A 15,126-nucleotide genomic window follows, 5' to 3' on the forward strand; every position below is an offset into this window, starting at 1 on the left:
AAGAGCGAGCGAGGAAACCGGTGTCAATGCGCTTTGAAGAGGTTTGTAGCGTCCGGCGCGAGTCGGCGTTATGGCTGAAGCTCGACAAGAAGGAAGGAGCCGCACCTTGGCTCAAGACGATCCGCGCCCCGGCAAGACGGCTAAGCGGGCCACCATCAACGACGTCGCCCGCGTGGCGGAAGTGTCCAAAAAGACCGTCTCGCGCGTGATCAACCAGTCGCCGTTCGTGCGCCAGGACACGCGGGAACGAGTCAATGCGGTCATCAAGGCGTTGGGCTTTACGCCCGATCCCCAGGCGCGCGGGCTGGCGTTCCGCCGCTCTTTCCTGATCGGCCTGATCTACGACAACCCCAGCCCGACCTATGTCGTCAATATGCAGCAAGGCGTGCTGGACGCCCTGAAGGGTTCGGGGTTGGAACTTGTCGTCCATCCTTGCAACCGCAACTCCCCTACTCTGCTTGAGGACATCCGAGGCTTCGTGGAGCGGCAAAGGCTCTATGGCGTCATCATGCCCCCTTCGGTGTCTGAGGACGAGGCGGTCATCGCGCTGCTGCGCGAACTGGATTGCCCCTATGTCCGCATCGCCTCGGTAGCCCTGGACGAGCCGGCGTCGATGGTGGTGACGAACGACGGGATAGGGGCGGCTGAGGCGGCGAATCACCTTGCCGACCTGGGCCACCGGCGGATCGGTCTGGTTCGCGGGCCGGACCTGTTCCGATCGTCGGCGGTGCGAAGCAAGGGCTTTATCGACGCCCTGTCGGCGCGCGGGATTCCACTGGCGCCCGAATACGACTTCAAGGGCGCCTATACGTTTGAATCAGGTGTTGAAGCCGGCCACGCCCTGCTTTCCTTGGCCCACCCGCCCAGCGCCATCTTCACCCTCAACGACGACATGGCGATCGGGATCATGCAGGCGGCCCGCGAGCGGGGGCTGGAGCTGCCACGCGACCTGTCGATCGTCGGGTTCGACGATCTGCCCATGGCCGCGCGGGTCTGGCCGAACTTGACCTCCGTCCGCCTGCCGATTCGCGACATGGGCCGCATGGCGGCCGAGAAGCTTCTGGCGCCCATGCGCGGCGTGGATGCGGCCCAGTTGAAGCAGCCGGAAGTCCGACCTGCTCTCGTGGTGCGGAAATCCGCTATCCCTGCGGCTTGAAAACGCTTTTCAAAAAGGCGGCCGGCGCGGGCCACGCGCCGGCCGAGCCTTGGCCTTATGCGGGCTCCAAAGCCTTCGCGCCGCTCAGAACGCCCTTCAGATAGTCGCGAATATCTTCGTCCGTAGCGTTGGCGAAGAAGTATTCGGAAAACCGCTCGCCCGCGATCGCGGCTTTCAGCAAGTCCTGATCCATCTCCTTCAGCACGGTCAGCATGTCCTTGCAGGATGCGGCCTTCAGATCGCGCAGCACGCCTCGGTTCTTGCGCATGATCTCCGCACGTTCCTTGGGATAGCCCAGGCCGCGCTCGCCCTCGAACAGTTTGCGATACACGTCCTGAAGGTTCAGCTCCGCCGCCCAACCGAACCCCTTGGCATAGGGCATGGAGATGGCGTTTCCGTCATTGATCTGGCCGAACAGGAAGGCGTCGGTCGGATCAATGACCAGGCCGCAGAAGACGCCCGGCATGCTGTTGCAGGCCAGCATCGATCCCATGCCGGTGCCGCAACCGGTCACCACGAAGTCGGCGGCGCCGGAGTTGAGCAGGATGGCGGTCAGCACGCCGTTCATCACATAGGTCAGCGACGCCTTATCCTCGGCGGCGTACATTCCATAGTGGAACACCTGATGCCCCAGCGGCTCCGCGACGGCGGACAGAGCCGCATGCACCGTCTCGCTTTTTGCGGCCTGGCTGTTTTCGATAATGAGCGCGATCTTCATGGGGACTCCTCAAGGCGAGTTCAGGCGACATCGAACCATGTCGCGCGATTATGGGCTAATGGATTGCATCATAATATGACACCGGTTACCTAGTCCACATGGGGAGAGATGCAAGGTCACCCGGATCGATTTCGCGGCGAAGCTGACAGAGCGGAACATTCGCCCTTGCCGCATCACACCCGCTAAACGGCGTCGCAAAAGGCGCAGACCAGAGGAAACACAATATGACCACTCCATTCGACCTCACCGGAAAAGTCGCCCTGGTCACCGGCGGCAATGTGGGCTTGGGCCAGGGAATCGCTCTGGCTCTGGCGGAAGCCGGCGCCGACATCGTTTCGGTCGCCCTGTCGGATTCCGACGACACGGTCGCCAAGGTGAAGGCCATGGGACGCCGCGCTCATGCGGTCAGCGCCGATCTGACCTCGATCGAACCGGTCGAGCGCGTGGTTCAGGAAACCCTTGAGGCGATGGGCCGGATCGACATCCTGGTCAACAATGCGGGCCTGATCCGTCGCGCCGACGCCGTGGACTTCACCGAGGCCGACTGGGACCTGGTGATGAACATCAATCTGAAGACCGTCTTCTTCCTCAGCCAGGCCGTGGCCCGTCACTTCATCAAACAGGGCGAAGGCGGCAAGATCATCAACATCGCCTCCATGCTTTCCTTCCAGGGGGGCATCCGGGTGCCCTCCTACACCGCCTCCAAGTCGGGCGTGGCCGGCCTGACCAAGCTGATGGCCAACGAATGGGCGCCGCACGGCATCACCGCCAACGCCATTGCGCCTGGGTATTTCGCCACTGCCAACACTCAGGCGCTGCGCGAGGACCCCGTCCGCTCGGCTGAAATCCTGGGCCGCATCCCGGCCGGCCGCTGGGGCGAGCCTTCGGACCTCGGCGGGGCCGCCGTCTTCCTGGCGAGCCGAGCGTCCGACTATGTCCAAGGCGCCATCCTGCCGGTCGACGGCGGTTGGCAGGCGCGCTGAGCGACGGCTAGTCTGAAGCATGACCCACAGCGCATCTCCCCGCCGCATCCTCTGCTTCGGCGAGATGCTGCTGCGGTTTTCGCCCAATCAGCACGAGTTGCTTCTGCAGTCTCCCGCCCTGACGGTCCGTCCAGGGGGCGCGGAGGCGAATGTCGCGGTCTCCCTGGCCCAATTCGGCGCCCCCACGGGTTTGGCGACAGTCTTGCCCGACAACGTCCTGGGTCGCGCCGCGCGTGACGAAGTGCGCCGACACGGCGTCGATACCTCGACGGTCGTGTTCAAGGCCGGTCGAATGGGCCTGTACTTCCTCACCCCTGGGGCCGTAAGGCGCCCATCGGAAGTCCTGTACGACCGCGCCGGCTCCGCCTTCGTCGAACATGTCCATACGGCGTTCGATTGGGACGCCTTGCTGGACGGGGTGGAATGGCTGCACGCGTCCGGCGTCACGCCGGCTACCGGCCCTAACGGCTCGTCCGCCGCCGTCGCCCTGATAGATGCTGCGGCGCGCCTGGGGGTTAAGGTCAGTTATGACGGCAACTTCCGCGGAAAGCTGTGGGAGCAATGGGACGGCGATCCCCCGAGGGTCTTGGGCGGCATGCTGAGCGGCGCGACCCTGGCCTTTGCTGACGATCGTGACTTCGGCCTGGTGCTGAGGACGCGGTTCGACGACGCCGACCCGGCCGTCCGGCGTCGCGAGGCCGCAAAGGCCGCCTTCAACGCCTTTCCTCGTCTTCAACGCATCGCCTGCACCCTGCGGGTGCAAGACAGCGTCGCCGACCAGGCGCTTTCAGCGGTGATGCTGACGCGAGACGGTGGACGGATCGTCGAAACGCAGGCGGACGCCCTGCACATGGCCGGTGTCGTGGACCGGGTAGGCGGTGGCGACGCCTTCGCTTCCGGCGTGCTGTTCGGGCTCTGGAGCGGCTGGTCGGATCAGCAGGCGCTGGATTTCGGCTTGGCGGCCGCCGGCCTGAAACACTCGGTTCCGGGCGATTTCAACATGTTCTCGGCCGATCAGGTTCGGGCGGCCATGGGTGACAACGGGTTCGACATTCGCCGTTAGATCCCAGCCGGATCCCGTCGAGACTCCCCTAGGAAACCGGTGTCAATCGTGCTTGATTGAGTCTCCAACCGGCCGCGAAGAGCCGTTTCAGAGGTCCAGGAGTTTCAGCATGCATGCCCCTTCCATGAGCCGTCGCGCCGTCTTGGCCGCCGGCGCCGCCGCCACATTCGTCGCCGCCTCAGCACCCGCCCTCGCTGTCGCCGCCTCGGCGCCTCAGCGGGACGCCATCCTGGCGGGGATGAAGCGGGCCGCACGCTTTATGACCGATGAGGCTGCAGTCGAAGGCGGTTATGTCTGGCAGTATCTGCCCGACTTTTCTCGGCGTTGGGGCGAGCTGGAAGCCGGCCCGACCATGATCTGGGTGCAGCCGCCTGGAACCGCGACCATGGGGCACCTGTTCCTGGACGCCTACCATGCGACCGGCGACGAATTCTATTATGAGGCCGCCAAGTCCGCCGCCGACGCTCTAGTCCGGGGCCAACACCCGGCCGGCGGCTGGAACTATGTCATCGACACGGCCGGCGAGGCTTCGCTGAGGCGGTGGTACGACACGGTCGGCAAGAACGCATGGCGGCTGGAGGAATTTCATCGCTACTACGGCAACGCCACCTTCGATGACGCGGGTACGGCTGAGGCCTCGCAACTGCTTCTTCGCCTGTACCTCGAAAAGCGAGACCGCAAATATCTGGCGCCTCTGAACAAGGCGATCGATTTTGTTCTCGACAGCCAGTATCCGAACGGAGGCTGGCCTCAACGTTACCCCTTCGTACAGAACGGCGGCGTCCACGGGCACGCCGACTACACGCCCTACATCACCTTCAATGACGATGTCGCAGGCGAGAATCTGGAGTTTCTGATCTACGCCTGGCACGGGTTGGCGCGGAACGGACGCGGCGATCCGCGCATCCTGGATGCGATCAACCGCGGCATGGATATCTTCGTCAGAACCCAACAGCCTCAGCCCCAGCCCGCCTGGGGCCTGCAGCATTTCCCCGACACCCTAAAGCCGGCCGGCGCGCGGACGATCGAACCTCAGGCCCTCGTCACCCATGCGACGGGCACCAACATCAAGTCGATGCTCGGCTTCTACCGGTTGACCGGGGACCGGAAATTCCTTGACCGCCTGCCTGAGGCCCTGGACTGGCTGGATCAGGTCGCGACCAAGCCGCCGCTCAATACACCGGGGCGGACCCATCCCACCTTCATTCTCGAAGGCGCCAACACCCCGATCTACATCCATCGTCGGGGATCCAACGTCGCCAACGGCCAGTACTACGCCGACGACAATCCCGAGAATCTGATCGTCCACTACGGTTCGTTCCGGAACGTGGACACGCCCGCTCTTCGCGCGGAGTATGCCCGCCTCTCCGCCCTGCCGGTCGAGGCTGCGACGCAAGGGTCGCCGCTGAAGGCGCGACCGGGCTCTCTACGGCTTCCGACCTATTTCACCCTTCAGGACGTCGATGTCTGGGACATGTCCGGCGAGGCCAAACGGCCGTCGCCGGTCAGCGAGAGCCGCGTAGCCGAGGTTCTGGCCGGACTGAATGCGCGGGGCTATTGGCCGACGCCGCTGACGACGACGTCGAACCCCTACAGGGGCGACTCCCCGACGGCCGTGACCGGCGGCGAATATCAGATGACACGCGTCGGCGACGTCTGGGACACGTCGCCCTATCGGACCGACTACCCGGTCGAGGGCGTTTCCACCTCGGTCTTCATTCGGAACATGGGCGATCTGATCCAGGCCCTGGTCGCCTGATTGGAGCGGGCGGCCCGAATGATCGGGCCGTCCGGCGTCCGGCCTTTAGAGGTAGGCGCCCACCTGCCAGGGGACGAACTCATTGTCGCCGATGCCCAGCGCCTCCGACTTTGACGGCTCGCCAGAGGCCACGGCCAGCATCTTTTGGAAGATCCGTTCGCCGACATCGGTAAGGCTGGCGCCCGTAAGCACCGGCGATGCGTCGATATCCATGTCCTCGTCCATCCAACGCGCCAATTTGGCGTTGGAGGCGATCTTGATCGAGGGCGCCGGCTTGGCCCCGAAGACTGAGCCACGGCCGGTGGTGAAGACGATCAGATTGGCGCCCGAGGCGATCTGGCCCGTCGCCGAACAGGGATCGTAGCCTGGGCTGTCCATGAAGCTGAGCCCCCTGGCCGCCCGCGGTTCGGCATAGCCGATCACGTCGTTGAGCGGCGTCGAGCCCGACTTGGCGACGGCCCCCAGAGACTTCTCCAGGATGGTTGTCAATCCGCCCTTCAGATTGCCCGGAGAGGGGTTGTTGTTCAGCTCCATCTGATGTCGCGCCGCATAGTCGCGCCACCAGGCCAGGCGCGCCTGCAGCTTGTCGGCGACGGCCTGTGACGCAGCACGGCGCAGCAGCAGGTGTTCGGCTCCCCAGATTTCGGGTGTCTCCGACAACAGGGCCGACCCGCCGTGGCTGACCAGCCGATCGACCGCCTCGCCCAAGGCCGGGTTGGCCGTGACGCCGGACCAGCCGTCCGAGCCGCCGCACTGAAGGCCGACCGTTAGATGCTCGGCCGACACGGTCGTGCGTCGCATCTTGGCGCCCTCCCTGATCAGGTCGCGAACGATCGCGACGCCGGCCTCGATCGCGCGCCCTGTCCCTCCAGCCTCCTGTATAGTCAGGGCGTGAAGTGTGGGACCGGCGTTCAGCCCCTCATTGGCGAGCCAGGCGGGGATCTGATTGGCCTCGCACCCCAGCCCTACGATCAGCAGGGCGTGAAAGTTCGGGTGTCGGGCATAACCTCCCAGGGTGCGCTGCAAAAGGGCGACGTCGGAAGACAGGGATGAGCCGCCGCATCCCCCCTGGTGGGTGAAGGCGACCACCCCGTCAACACCGTCCGGCAGGCCGTCATCAGGAAAGGCGTCGGCGATGCGGCGCGCCACTGTGGCGGAACAGTTCACGCTGGTGAGCACGCCGATATAGTTTCGCGTCCCCACTCGCCCGTCCGGGCGCACGATCCCCTGAAAGGTCGCGTCAGACCGCAGCGGCGGCGAACGCAGATCTGCCCCCACCTCGGCCTCTCGTCCATCGTCGGTCATCATCAGATTATGGATGTGAACGTGGTCTCCCGGCGCGATCGCAATGCGGGCGCGGCCGATGACCTGACCATAGCGACGAACCACTCCTCCCGCTTCCACAGCATGACGCGCGATCTTATGACCCGTGGGGATGTGGATGCGCGCGGGGACGTCCAAGCCTTCGGGAGTCTGGCCTTCGGAAATGTCATCCAGGGCGATGGCGACGTCGTCGAGTGAATTTAAGACCAGAATGCGAGACATGATCTAGACCGCCGCCTCCCGCGCCGCCTCGACCGCTCCTTCGCGACACAGCGACAGATAGGCGTCCGTAACCGCCAGGGCGAAGCGGTGGTCCGCCGCCAGGCGCTGCGGAAAAACGGCCGCAAGCCTCAGAAGACTCAGCACCTGGTCGGCTTCATTGTCAGCCTCAGCCAGACGCCGGGCCGTTTCGGCGGCCAGCGGATCATCGACCTCGAAGCGCTCTCCCCCTTCCGTCAAACCCGATTGCCACCTCATCCAGGCCGCTACGCCCAGCGCCGTCGCCTTGATCCCGAGCCCTGCCGCCAAACGATCTGCGGCTGTCGCCAACAGTCGCTGTGGCAGCTTCTGAGAACCGTCGATGGCGATCTGGCGTGTGCGATGCATCAGGGCGGCGTTGCAGAAGCGCGCCATGAGGGCGTTCCGATAGTCGGCGATCACCAAACCGGGCGGCGGCTCCAACGTCGTCTCGACCTCGTCCCACAGGGCTTCGACATAGGTGCGGAAGGATGGCACACCCACCACCTCATGCACATGTTCGAAGCCGGCCAGGGCCCCAAGGTAGGACAAGGCGGAGTGAGCGCCGTTCAGGAGTCTCAGCTTGGCGTTCTCCCAAGGCTCGACGGACTCCGCCAACTGAACGCCCAGGCCTGGAAAGTCCGGTCGCTCGCCGGCGAAGTGGTTTTCGATCACCCACTGGGTGAAGGGCTCCGTCTTGACCATGCCTTGATCCTCAAAGCCGAGCCGGCCGGTCAGTCGCGCCACATCGTCGGGGGTAGTCGCAGGAACAATGCGGTCGATCATGGTCTGCGGGAAGGCGCCATGACGCCTGATCCAGTCGGCCAAATCAGGGTCGATACGGCCCGCCATCGCCAGCACGGCCGCCCTGATTCTTTGCCCGTTCTGCGGAAGATTGTCGCAGCTGATGACGGTGAAGGGTTTAAGGCCCGCAGCCTTGCGCGCCTTCAGCGCCGCAACAAGGAATCCGGGGGCCGTGCGCGGCGCCTCCAGATCGATCAAATCCGCAGCCACGTCCGGATCATTGAAAATCAGATCGCCGCTTGCGGGGTCGATACGGTAACCCTTTTCGGTGACGGTCAAGGTGACGATGTGAACCTCAGCCCTCGCCATGGCGGCCACCAGGGCGGCGGGGTCTTCTGGGCCGACCAGGACGCCGCAGCCCGAGCCAATGACGCGAAGATCCTCGCGCGCCCCGTCACGCAGCACCAGGGTGTACAGTCCGTCTTGGGGATTCAGTTGGTCTCTGACGCCCGGCGACCGCAGCGAGGCCCCGAGAACCCCCCAACGCAGGTCGCCGCCGGCCAGGGCGTCGTCGAAAACAACCGCCTGATGGGCGCGGTGGAAGGCTCCCACCCCCAGATGCACTACGCCGGTCTTCACCTCCGCACGGTCATATTTGGGCTGAGCGACGTCCAAAGGCAGTTGCGACAAAGCCCCTGAGTTCAGCCGGGACGTTTGACCGCTCACAGCTTGTAAGCCGCCTTGACCAGGCCATAGGTCAGGGCGTGGGCGACCTCGTGCGCCTCGTCCTCCTCGATCCTATGCTCCACCACAAGCCGGGCCAGGAAGCTGCAGTCCATGCGCCGCGCCACATCGTGACGGGCCGGGATCGACAGGAAGGCGCGGGTGTCGTCATTGAACCCGACCGTGTTGTAAAAGCCGGCGGTCTCGGTGACCTGTTCGCGGAAGCGGCGCATGCCCTCTGGGCTGTCGTGGAACCACCAACTGGGACCCAGTTTCAACGCCGGATAATGACCGGCCAGCGGAGCCAGTTCGCGGCTGTAGCTGGTCTCGTCGAGGGTGAAGACGATCAAGGACAGGCGCCTGTCCGCTCCAAAGCGATCCAGCAGCGGCTTCAACGCCCTGACGTAATCGGTCGGGGTGGGAATGTCGCATCCCTTGTCGCGTCCAAAGCGATCGAACACCGTCGCCGAATGATTGCGGAAACTGCCGGGATGCAGTTGCATCACCAGGCCGTCCTCGACCGACATGGCGGCCATTTCGGTCAGCATCTGGCCGCGAAACAGCTCGGCGTCCGCAGCTGTCGCAGACGCCGTGGATACGCGACGGAACAGAGCCTCGGCCTCTCCTCTCGGCAGATCCGCCGTAAAGGCGGTCGGATGGCCGTGGTCGGTCGAGGTCGCGCCCCTTTCGATGAAGAAGGCGCGACGGTCGCGGAGGGCTTGAAGATAGCCGTCCCAGCTCATGACGTCGCGACCGGTAAGATCGGCCAGGCTGTGCAGATTGTCGCGGAAACCCTCATAGTCCGGATCAAGGACCGGGTCGGGTCGAAACGCGGTCAGCACCCTGCCTTTCCAGCCTGACGACGCGATGGTCTTGTGGTGATCCAGGGTGTCGAGCGGGCTCTCGGTGGTGGTCAAAACCTCGATATTGTAGCGTTCGAACAGGGCGCGTGGCCGGAAACCGTCGGTTTTGAGGGCGGCGTCGATGACGTCGTAATAATGGTCCGCCGTCTCGCCCGAGAGACGCACATCCAGGCCGAACACCTCGGCATAGACCCAGTCATGCCAGAGGCGCGAAGGCGTGCCGCGAAACAGGTGATAGTTCTCGGCGAACCGGCGCCAGATTTTCCTGGGATCCGTCTCCACAGGCCCGCCGTCGACGCGCGGCACGCCCAGATCCTCCATCGCCATCCCCTGCGAATACAGCATCCGAAAGACGTAATGGTCGGGCGTAATCAGCAGCTCAGCCGGGTTGGCGAAGGCTTGGTTCAGGGCGAACCAGCTGGGGTCTGTATGCCCGTGCGGACTGATGATCGGCAGATCTTTGACGGCGTCATACAGCCGCCGCGCGACTGCGCGGGTTCCCGCATCTGCTGGAAACAGGCGGTCGGGATGAAGTCGGAGCGGCTGAGTCATGAAATCCTTCCCTCAGTTCCCGCCGGCCGGACGCGACGAGTCGTTTCTGTCCCTCCTGTTACAGGGCCGAGGACAAAAAAGACACCGGTTACCTACAGGTCGAAAAATCCTGGTCGGCCTATGGCGCCCGCAGAATATGCGGCGCTTTAATCAAACATGCTGGACGGCCCGCCCAGGCGCGCTTTCCAATCAGCCTCAGATCAGCCCATGGCCCTTCGGCAGTTCGGCGTATCGATGCACCCGCGTCGCCATGACGAGGCCGAAGCCTATCATGACGGTCAGCATCACCGTGCCGCCGTTGGACAACAGCGGCATGGGCACGCCCACGACTGGCGCAAGCCCCATAACCATGGCTCCGTTGATCAGCACATACATGGCGAAGGTGGCGATCACGCCGGACGCCGCCAAACGGCCGAAATGACTGTGGGACAGGGACGCTATTCGCAAAGAGATCAATATGATGGCCGCATAGGCGCTGAGCAGGAAGAAGGCGCCGACGAAGCCGAACTCCTCAGCGAAGGCGGCGAAGATGAAGTCGGTATGCCGCTCGGGCAGAAACTCCAGCTGGCTCTGGCTGCCCAGGCCGTAGCCCTTGCCAAGAAGCCCGCCCGAGCCCATCGCGATCTTGGATTGGACGATCTGATACCCCTTGTCGGCCATGTCGGCCTCAGGGTTCAGGAAGGTCAGGACCCGGTGGCGCTGATAGTCGTGCATGCCGAACATCACATAGGGAGGCACGGCGACCGTGGCGACGGCGGCGACGGCGGCGATGATCTTCCAGTTCAGACCGGCCATGAACATGATGGCCGCGCCGGTCAGGCCGATCAGCATGGCCGAGCCCAGATCCGGCTGGTGCGCCACCAGCAGGAAGGGCATGCCGATGATGGCGACGGGAATGATCAGCTTCCAGTGAAAGCTCGCCTCCTTGGCCGAGGCCCCGTGGTACCAACGCGCCAGGGCCAGAACCACGCCGATCTTCATGATTTCCGAGGGCTGTATGCGGGTCACGCCCAGGTCAAGCCAGCGCGTGGCGCCGAGCGCGGTGTAGCCCAACGGCGTCTCGACGAGAGCCAGTAGGAACAGGGCCACGCCATAGATGGGATAGGCCAGGGCGAACCAGTAGCGAATGTTGATCATCGACAGCCCCAGCATCAGCACCAGGCAGACGCCGAACCGGATCAGGTGTTTAGCCGCCCAGGGTGACCACGAGCCGCCCCCCACCGAATAGAGCATCATTGCGCCCGCGCCGCCTACGGCGCAGATGAGCAGCAGAAGCCGCCAGTCGAGCTGGCTGATCTTGGTCGAAACGCGCTCGCGCTCGCCGGGACGAGACAGGGCGGAAGCGGTCATAAGCGCGGCTCCGTCGATGGGGGAAGCGGATCAACCGCCTCCGGCGTCGGCGCCGCCGGCTCGACGGTCGAAGGCTGGGTCAGGTCCGTCGTCTCTGTCGGCTCGGGCGCCGGCGGGCGTTCCATTCGCGCGCGCATCTCCGGATCCTTCAGCAAGGCGACCTTCATCACCTCCCGCGCGCGCGGCGCGCCGGCTGTACCGCCGCCCATGCCGCCGTGTTGCACAATCACCGACACGGCGTAGCGGGGATTGTCCGCCGGCGCGAAGGCGATGAACAGGTTGTGGTCCTTCTGGGCCCAGGGCCGGCCCGCGCCCTTGCGGGAGCCGGCGCCGTAGTTCTGCGCCTGGGCCGTCCCGGTCTTGCCCGCCATGCGGATGTCGCCGAGGCCCAGTTGGCTGTTCCTGAAGCCGGTCCCGCCGACGTCGGTCACCGCCTCCATCCCTTCCCGCATCACCTGCACGAAGGCCGGATCATAGGGCAGGTCGGCGAAGCTGCGGTCGCCCCCCTGCTCCACTCCCCCGATCGACTTGATCAGCCGCGGCGTCACGGCCTTTCGGCCATTGGCCAGTCGCGAAGCATAGACGGCCAGTTGCAGGGCGTTGACCGTCAAGGCGCCTTGACCGATGCCGTAGCTCGGCGTTTCGCCCGGATACCATTTGCCGTCGCCCCGCACGGGATTCTTCCGCCGCCATTCTCGGTCAGGCACCAGGCCCGGCTTCTGGCCGGAGATGCCGATGTCGTAGGTCTGGCCAAAGCCCATTTCGCGCGCCGTCTCGGCGATGGCGTCCGGCCCGACCTCGACCGCCAGGGTCATGAAATAGACGTTGCAGGAGTTCTTGATCGCCGAACGCATGTCCTGCGAACCGTGCCGTCCCAGGCAGGCGAACCGCCGCCCCAGATAGTAGGCCCCGTTGCAGACGATCCGTCGGTTCGGATCGCCGCCCCGTTTCAACGCCGTCAGCCCGACGACCGGCTTGAAGGTCGAGCCGGGCGCGAACGTCCCCGTGAGAGCCTTGTCCAGCAGCGGGCGACGTTCATAGTCGGCCAAGGCGCGATAGATGCTGGAAGGCACGCCCCCCACAAACAGGTTGGGATCGAACGATGGGGCGGAGGTCATCGCCAGGATGTCGCCGTTGCGGACGTCCATCACGACGCAGGCCCCGGACTCCTCGCCGAACACCTCCAGCGCCCGGTTCTGAATGTCGGCGTCGAGGGTCAGAACCACTTCCTGCCCGGGAACCGCCGGGCGGGAGCCGCCCACATCCTCGGCCACCACCCGACCCCGCGCGTCCACCTCGACGCGATTACCGCCGGGCTCGCCGCGCAGGGCCTCGTCCAGCGCCTTCTCCACCCCTTGCCGGCCGATGCGGAAACTGGGGTTGAACAGCAGGGGCGGAACCTCCTCCCCCCTGTCGCGGATGGCCTTGACGTCCCGATCGGACACCTTGGCCACATAGCCGACCACATGGGCGAAAGAGCCGCCGAAAGGATAGTAGCGGGCGTCGTTCATGTCTGCCATGACGCCCGGCAGCTCGTTGGCGTACAGATTGACCTTGGCGAACTCCTCCCAGGTCAGGTCGCTCTTGACCGGAACCGGGTTGAACTTGGACGAGGCGTTGACGTCGCGGATGATGGCGCGGCGGCGTTCCAGGGTGTCGGGAAGCAGCCGACCCAGCAGGTCCAGGGTCTGGTCCAGGTCCTTGGTTTCGTCGCGCACCACCAGCACTCGGAAACTGGGGCGGTTGCCGGCGATGACGACGCCGTTGCGATCCTTGATCAGGCCCCGCGGCGGCGGAACCATGCGGAAGTTGAACTGGTTCTGCGACGAGAGGGTCGCATACTCCTGAGCCTGCACGACCTGGAGCTGGGCCAGCCGCCCTACAAGCGCCGCCACGCCGAGGGTCGCCAGGCCGCCGAACACGAAGGTGCGCCGCAGGAACGAGCCCTGTCGTTCATTGACGTCGGCGAAAAAAATGGAAGGTTCGCCGCTCATCGGAAGCGAATGTCTCCATCGTCGAACCGCTCAAGCATCCAGTCAGCGACCGGATAAAGCAGGAGGGTCGGGACGATCTGGCCGATCAGCGACAGAATAGCCGGCGGATTGCCCGCCCGCACCGTCACGATGACATAGGCGAACAGAAACGCCCCCAGGGTGCAGGCCACATACCAGGCGAACCGGATCAGCCCTTCGTGTCCGGCCAAAAGATTGCGCGACAGAAGCAAGACGCCATAGACCCCCATCAGACACAGGGCCCACATGCCGAGCGGGCCGTTCCAAAACAGGTCAAGGAACAGGCCCAGGGCGAACAGCACAGCCGGCGCCGTCATCGACGGACGGATCAAGGGCCAGGCGAAGGCCAGAACCATGGGCACGACCGGCTCCGGCAAGGTCAGGCCGAAAAGCTGGGCGGGGGTGGCCAGGACGATGGTCGCCGCGACCGCCACAAGGGCCGGATAGAGGATCCATTGCAAAGGCCCGACGACGCGGACCGCAACCGGCCGTCTCACGCGGCGCCTCCCGGCGCAGGCGAGGGTCCGCCCGGCGGAGTCTCAGGCGTGGACTGATCCGGAGCGGCGCGCGGAGCCGGACCGCGCTGAACCGACGGCCCGGCGGTTGCGGCCTGCGAAGCCTGGGCCTGCCGCGTGCGTTCGGCCTGGGCGCGTGCGGCCGCTTGCCGGCGTGCGGCAACGTCCGCAATCGCAGCCGCCTGTTCGAGGCTGGGCTCGGGCGCCGTCCCCAGACCCGCCAGGGGCGGCGCATTCAGGGCGTTGGGATCGACCAGTTGGCCGAAGTCCTGGAACAACAGCACACGCACATAATCGACAGCGCCACGATCGCTGAACAGTTTGACGCGCCAGCTGCCGTCAATGCCCTTGGCGGCGACGCCGATCGGTATGCCGCGCGGCAGTCCCCCACCGTCCCCAGAACTCAGAATGCGATCACCCGGCTGCACCGAGCCGGCTCCGCGAACAAACTCCAGACGCGGGTTGTCGCTGCCGTCGCCGGTGAGAAGCGCCCGCGCATCGGTGCGATCCACCAGGACGGGCGTCCGAGACGCCACATCGGTCAGGAGCACCATGCGGCTCACGCCTCCGGTCGCGCCCGTCACGCGACCGACGAGGCCGTGTTCATTGATCACCGGATTGCCGATCCGCACGCCGCGGCGCGTGCCCACGTCCAGAAGCTTGGCCCGATTAAAGGGTCCGCGCGCGTCGGAGATGGCGCGCGCCGTGATCATCGGAACGGGCGGCTCAGTCCGCAGCCCCAGCAAGGCTTCATAGCGCGCGTTGACGTTCTTCAGGGCGATGGCCTGGTCGCGCCACGGTTGGAGTTCCGCCAATTCCGCCTTGAGTTTCCGATTTTCCGACACCGCGAAGAAATAGCCCCCGACATAGTCGGTGACGGCGCCGACCCAGCGCACCGGCGCGGCCAAGATCCCGCTGACAGGTCCAGTCACCGTATCAGCCGCTCCGCGCACGGCGCCATAGCTGGAACCGCCGTCGACGGCCTTGCGATCGCTCACCAACAGGAGGCCGGCGGCCACGATCGACACGACGACGACAACCGCGGCGGTCCAGACCAGCGGCACCTTCAGGTTTTCAAAGGGACCGTCGCGAAACGCCACGGGCGACCTTCCACAAAAGGGGTTGGAA

At 65.2% G+C, this 15,126-nt stretch carries 12 protein-coding genes; 4 read left to right on the forward strand and 8 right to left on the reverse strand.

Annotated elements, in window-relative coordinates:
* Positions 1-106: 106 nt before the first annotated feature.
* The gene (locus ACZ5M6_RS11325) at positions 107-1,156 is read left to right on the forward strand and encodes a LacI family DNA-binding transcriptional regulator (RefSeq protein ID WP_227975925.1); all 1,050 of its coding nucleotides are present in this window, start codon (positions 107-109) and stop codon (positions 1,154-1,156) included.
* A 55-nt stretch (positions 1,157-1,211) separates the two neighbouring features.
* Here ACZ5M6_RS11325 and ACZ5M6_RS11330 read toward each other — a convergent pair whose 3' ends face one another.
* Complete coding sequence (locus ACZ5M6_RS11330) at positions 1,212-1,874, reverse strand: RpiB/LacA/LacB family sugar-phosphate isomerase (RefSeq protein WP_054765843.1); 663 nt, start codon at positions 1,872-1,874, stop codon at positions 1,212-1,214.
* A 224-nt stretch (positions 1,875-2,098) separates the two neighbouring features.
* Here ACZ5M6_RS11330 and kduD point away from each other — a divergent pair, with 224 nt between their 5' ends.
* The 3 genes from kduD (at position 2,099) to ACZ5M6_RS11345 (ending at position 5,679) form a co-directional block, all read left to right on the forward strand.
* The gene (kduD, locus tag ACZ5M6_RS11335; protein WP_152950318.1) at positions 2,099-2,857 is read left to right on the forward strand and encodes a 2-dehydro-3-deoxy-D-gluconate 5-dehydrogenase KduD; all 759 of its coding nucleotides are present in this window, start codon (positions 2,099-2,101) and stop codon (positions 2,855-2,857) included.
* A 19-nt stretch (positions 2,858-2,876) separates the two neighbouring features.
* Positions 2,877-3,920 (forward strand): sugar kinase, encoded by a 1,044-nt coding sequence (locus ACZ5M6_RS11340; protein ID WP_333896482.1) that lies wholly within the window; start codon positions 2,877-2,879, stop codon positions 3,918-3,920.
* Positions 3,921-4,029: 109 nt separating this feature from the next.
* Positions 4,030-5,679 carry a pectate lyase gene (locus ACZ5M6_RS11345; protein WP_464158673.1) on the forward strand — a complete coding sequence of 550 codons (1,650 nt, stop codon included), beginning with the start codon at positions 4,030-4,032 and terminating at the stop codon, positions 5,677-5,679.
* Positions 5,680-5,724: 45 nt separating this feature from the next.
* Here the strand turns inward: ACZ5M6_RS11345 and ACZ5M6_RS11350 are convergent, their stop codons facing one another.
* The 7 genes from ACZ5M6_RS11350 to mreC all read right to left on the reverse strand — a co-directional run bounded on the left by ACZ5M6_RS11350 (position 5,725) and on the right by mreC (position 15,098).
* Complete coding sequence (locus ACZ5M6_RS11350) at positions 5,725-7,224, reverse strand: UxaA family hydrolase (RefSeq protein ID WP_464158675.1); 1,500 nt, start codon at positions 7,222-7,224, stop codon at positions 5,725-5,727.
* A gap of 3 nt (positions 7,225-7,227) precedes the next feature.
* Positions 7,228-8,673: a mannitol dehydrogenase family protein gene (locus ACZ5M6_RS11355; protein ID WP_464158677.1), complete on the reverse strand. Its 1,446-nt coding sequence runs from the start codon at positions 8,671-8,673 to the stop codon at positions 7,228-7,230.
* 32 nt (positions 8,674-8,705) lie between these two features.
* Complete coding sequence (uxaC, locus tag ACZ5M6_RS11360; protein WP_191554009.1) at positions 8,706-10,121, reverse strand: glucuronate isomerase; 1,416 nt, start codon at positions 10,119-10,121, stop codon at positions 8,706-8,708.
* Between the two features lie 195 nt (positions 10,122-10,316).
* Entirely contained in the window at positions 10,317-11,471 is a 1,155-nt protein-coding gene (rodA, locus tag ACZ5M6_RS11365; protein ID WP_054765850.1) for a rod shape-determining protein RodA, read from the reverse strand.
* Entirely contained in the window at positions 11,468-13,465 is a 1,998-nt protein-coding gene (gene mrdA / locus ACZ5M6_RS11370) for a penicillin-binding protein 2 (protein WP_054765851.1), read from the reverse strand. Before mrdA ends, rodA begins: the two co-directional genes overlap by 4 nt.
* The gene (locus ACZ5M6_RS11375; protein WP_054765852.1) at positions 13,462-13,980 is read right to left on the reverse strand and encodes a hypothetical protein; all 519 of its coding nucleotides are present in this window, start codon (positions 13,978-13,980) and stop codon (positions 13,462-13,464) included. Before ACZ5M6_RS11375 ends, mrdA begins: the two co-directional genes overlap by 4 nt.
* Positions 13,977-15,098 carry a rod shape-determining protein MreC gene (gene mreC / locus ACZ5M6_RS11380; protein WP_054765853.1) on the reverse strand — a complete coding sequence of 374 codons (1,122 nt, stop codon included), beginning with the start codon at positions 15,096-15,098 and terminating at the stop codon, positions 13,977-13,979. Before mreC ends, ACZ5M6_RS11375 begins: the two co-directional genes overlap by 4 nt.
* Positions 15,099-15,126 lie beyond the last annotated feature (28 nt).

This window comes from Brevundimonas sp. Br13 (assembly GCF_055391505.1).

Coding starts and splice junctions, on each gene's coding strand:
- ACZ5M6_RS11330 (WP_054765843.1), bottom strand. CDS start 1,874: ATGAAGATCGCGCTCATTATCGAAAACAGCCAGGCCGCAAAAAGCGAG.
- mrdA (WP_054765851.1), bottom strand. CDS start 13,465: ATGAGCGGCGAACCTTCCATTTTTTTCGCCGACGTCAATGAACGACAG.
- ACZ5M6_RS11350 (WP_464158675.1), bottom strand. CDS start 7,224: ATGTCTCGCATTCTGGTCTTAAATTCACTCGACGACGTCGCCATCGCC.
- uxaC (WP_191554009.1), bottom strand. CDS start 10,121: ATGACTCAGCCGCTCCGACTTCATCCCGACCGCCTGTTTCCAGCAGAT.
- ACZ5M6_RS11340 (WP_333896482.1), top strand. CDS start 2,877: ATGACCCACAGCGCATCTCCCCGCCGCATCCTCTGCTTCGGCGAGATG.
- kduD (WP_152950318.1), top strand. CDS start 2,099: ATGACCACTCCATTCGACCTCACCGGAAAAGTCGCCCTGGTCACCGGC.
- ACZ5M6_RS11345 (WP_464158673.1), top strand. CDS start 4,030: ATGCATGCCCCTTCCATGAGCCGTCGCGCCGTCTTGGCCGCCGGCGCC.
- rodA (WP_054765850.1), bottom strand. CDS start 11,471: ATGACCGCTTCCGCCCTGTCTCGTCCCGGCGAGCGCGAGCGCGTTTCG.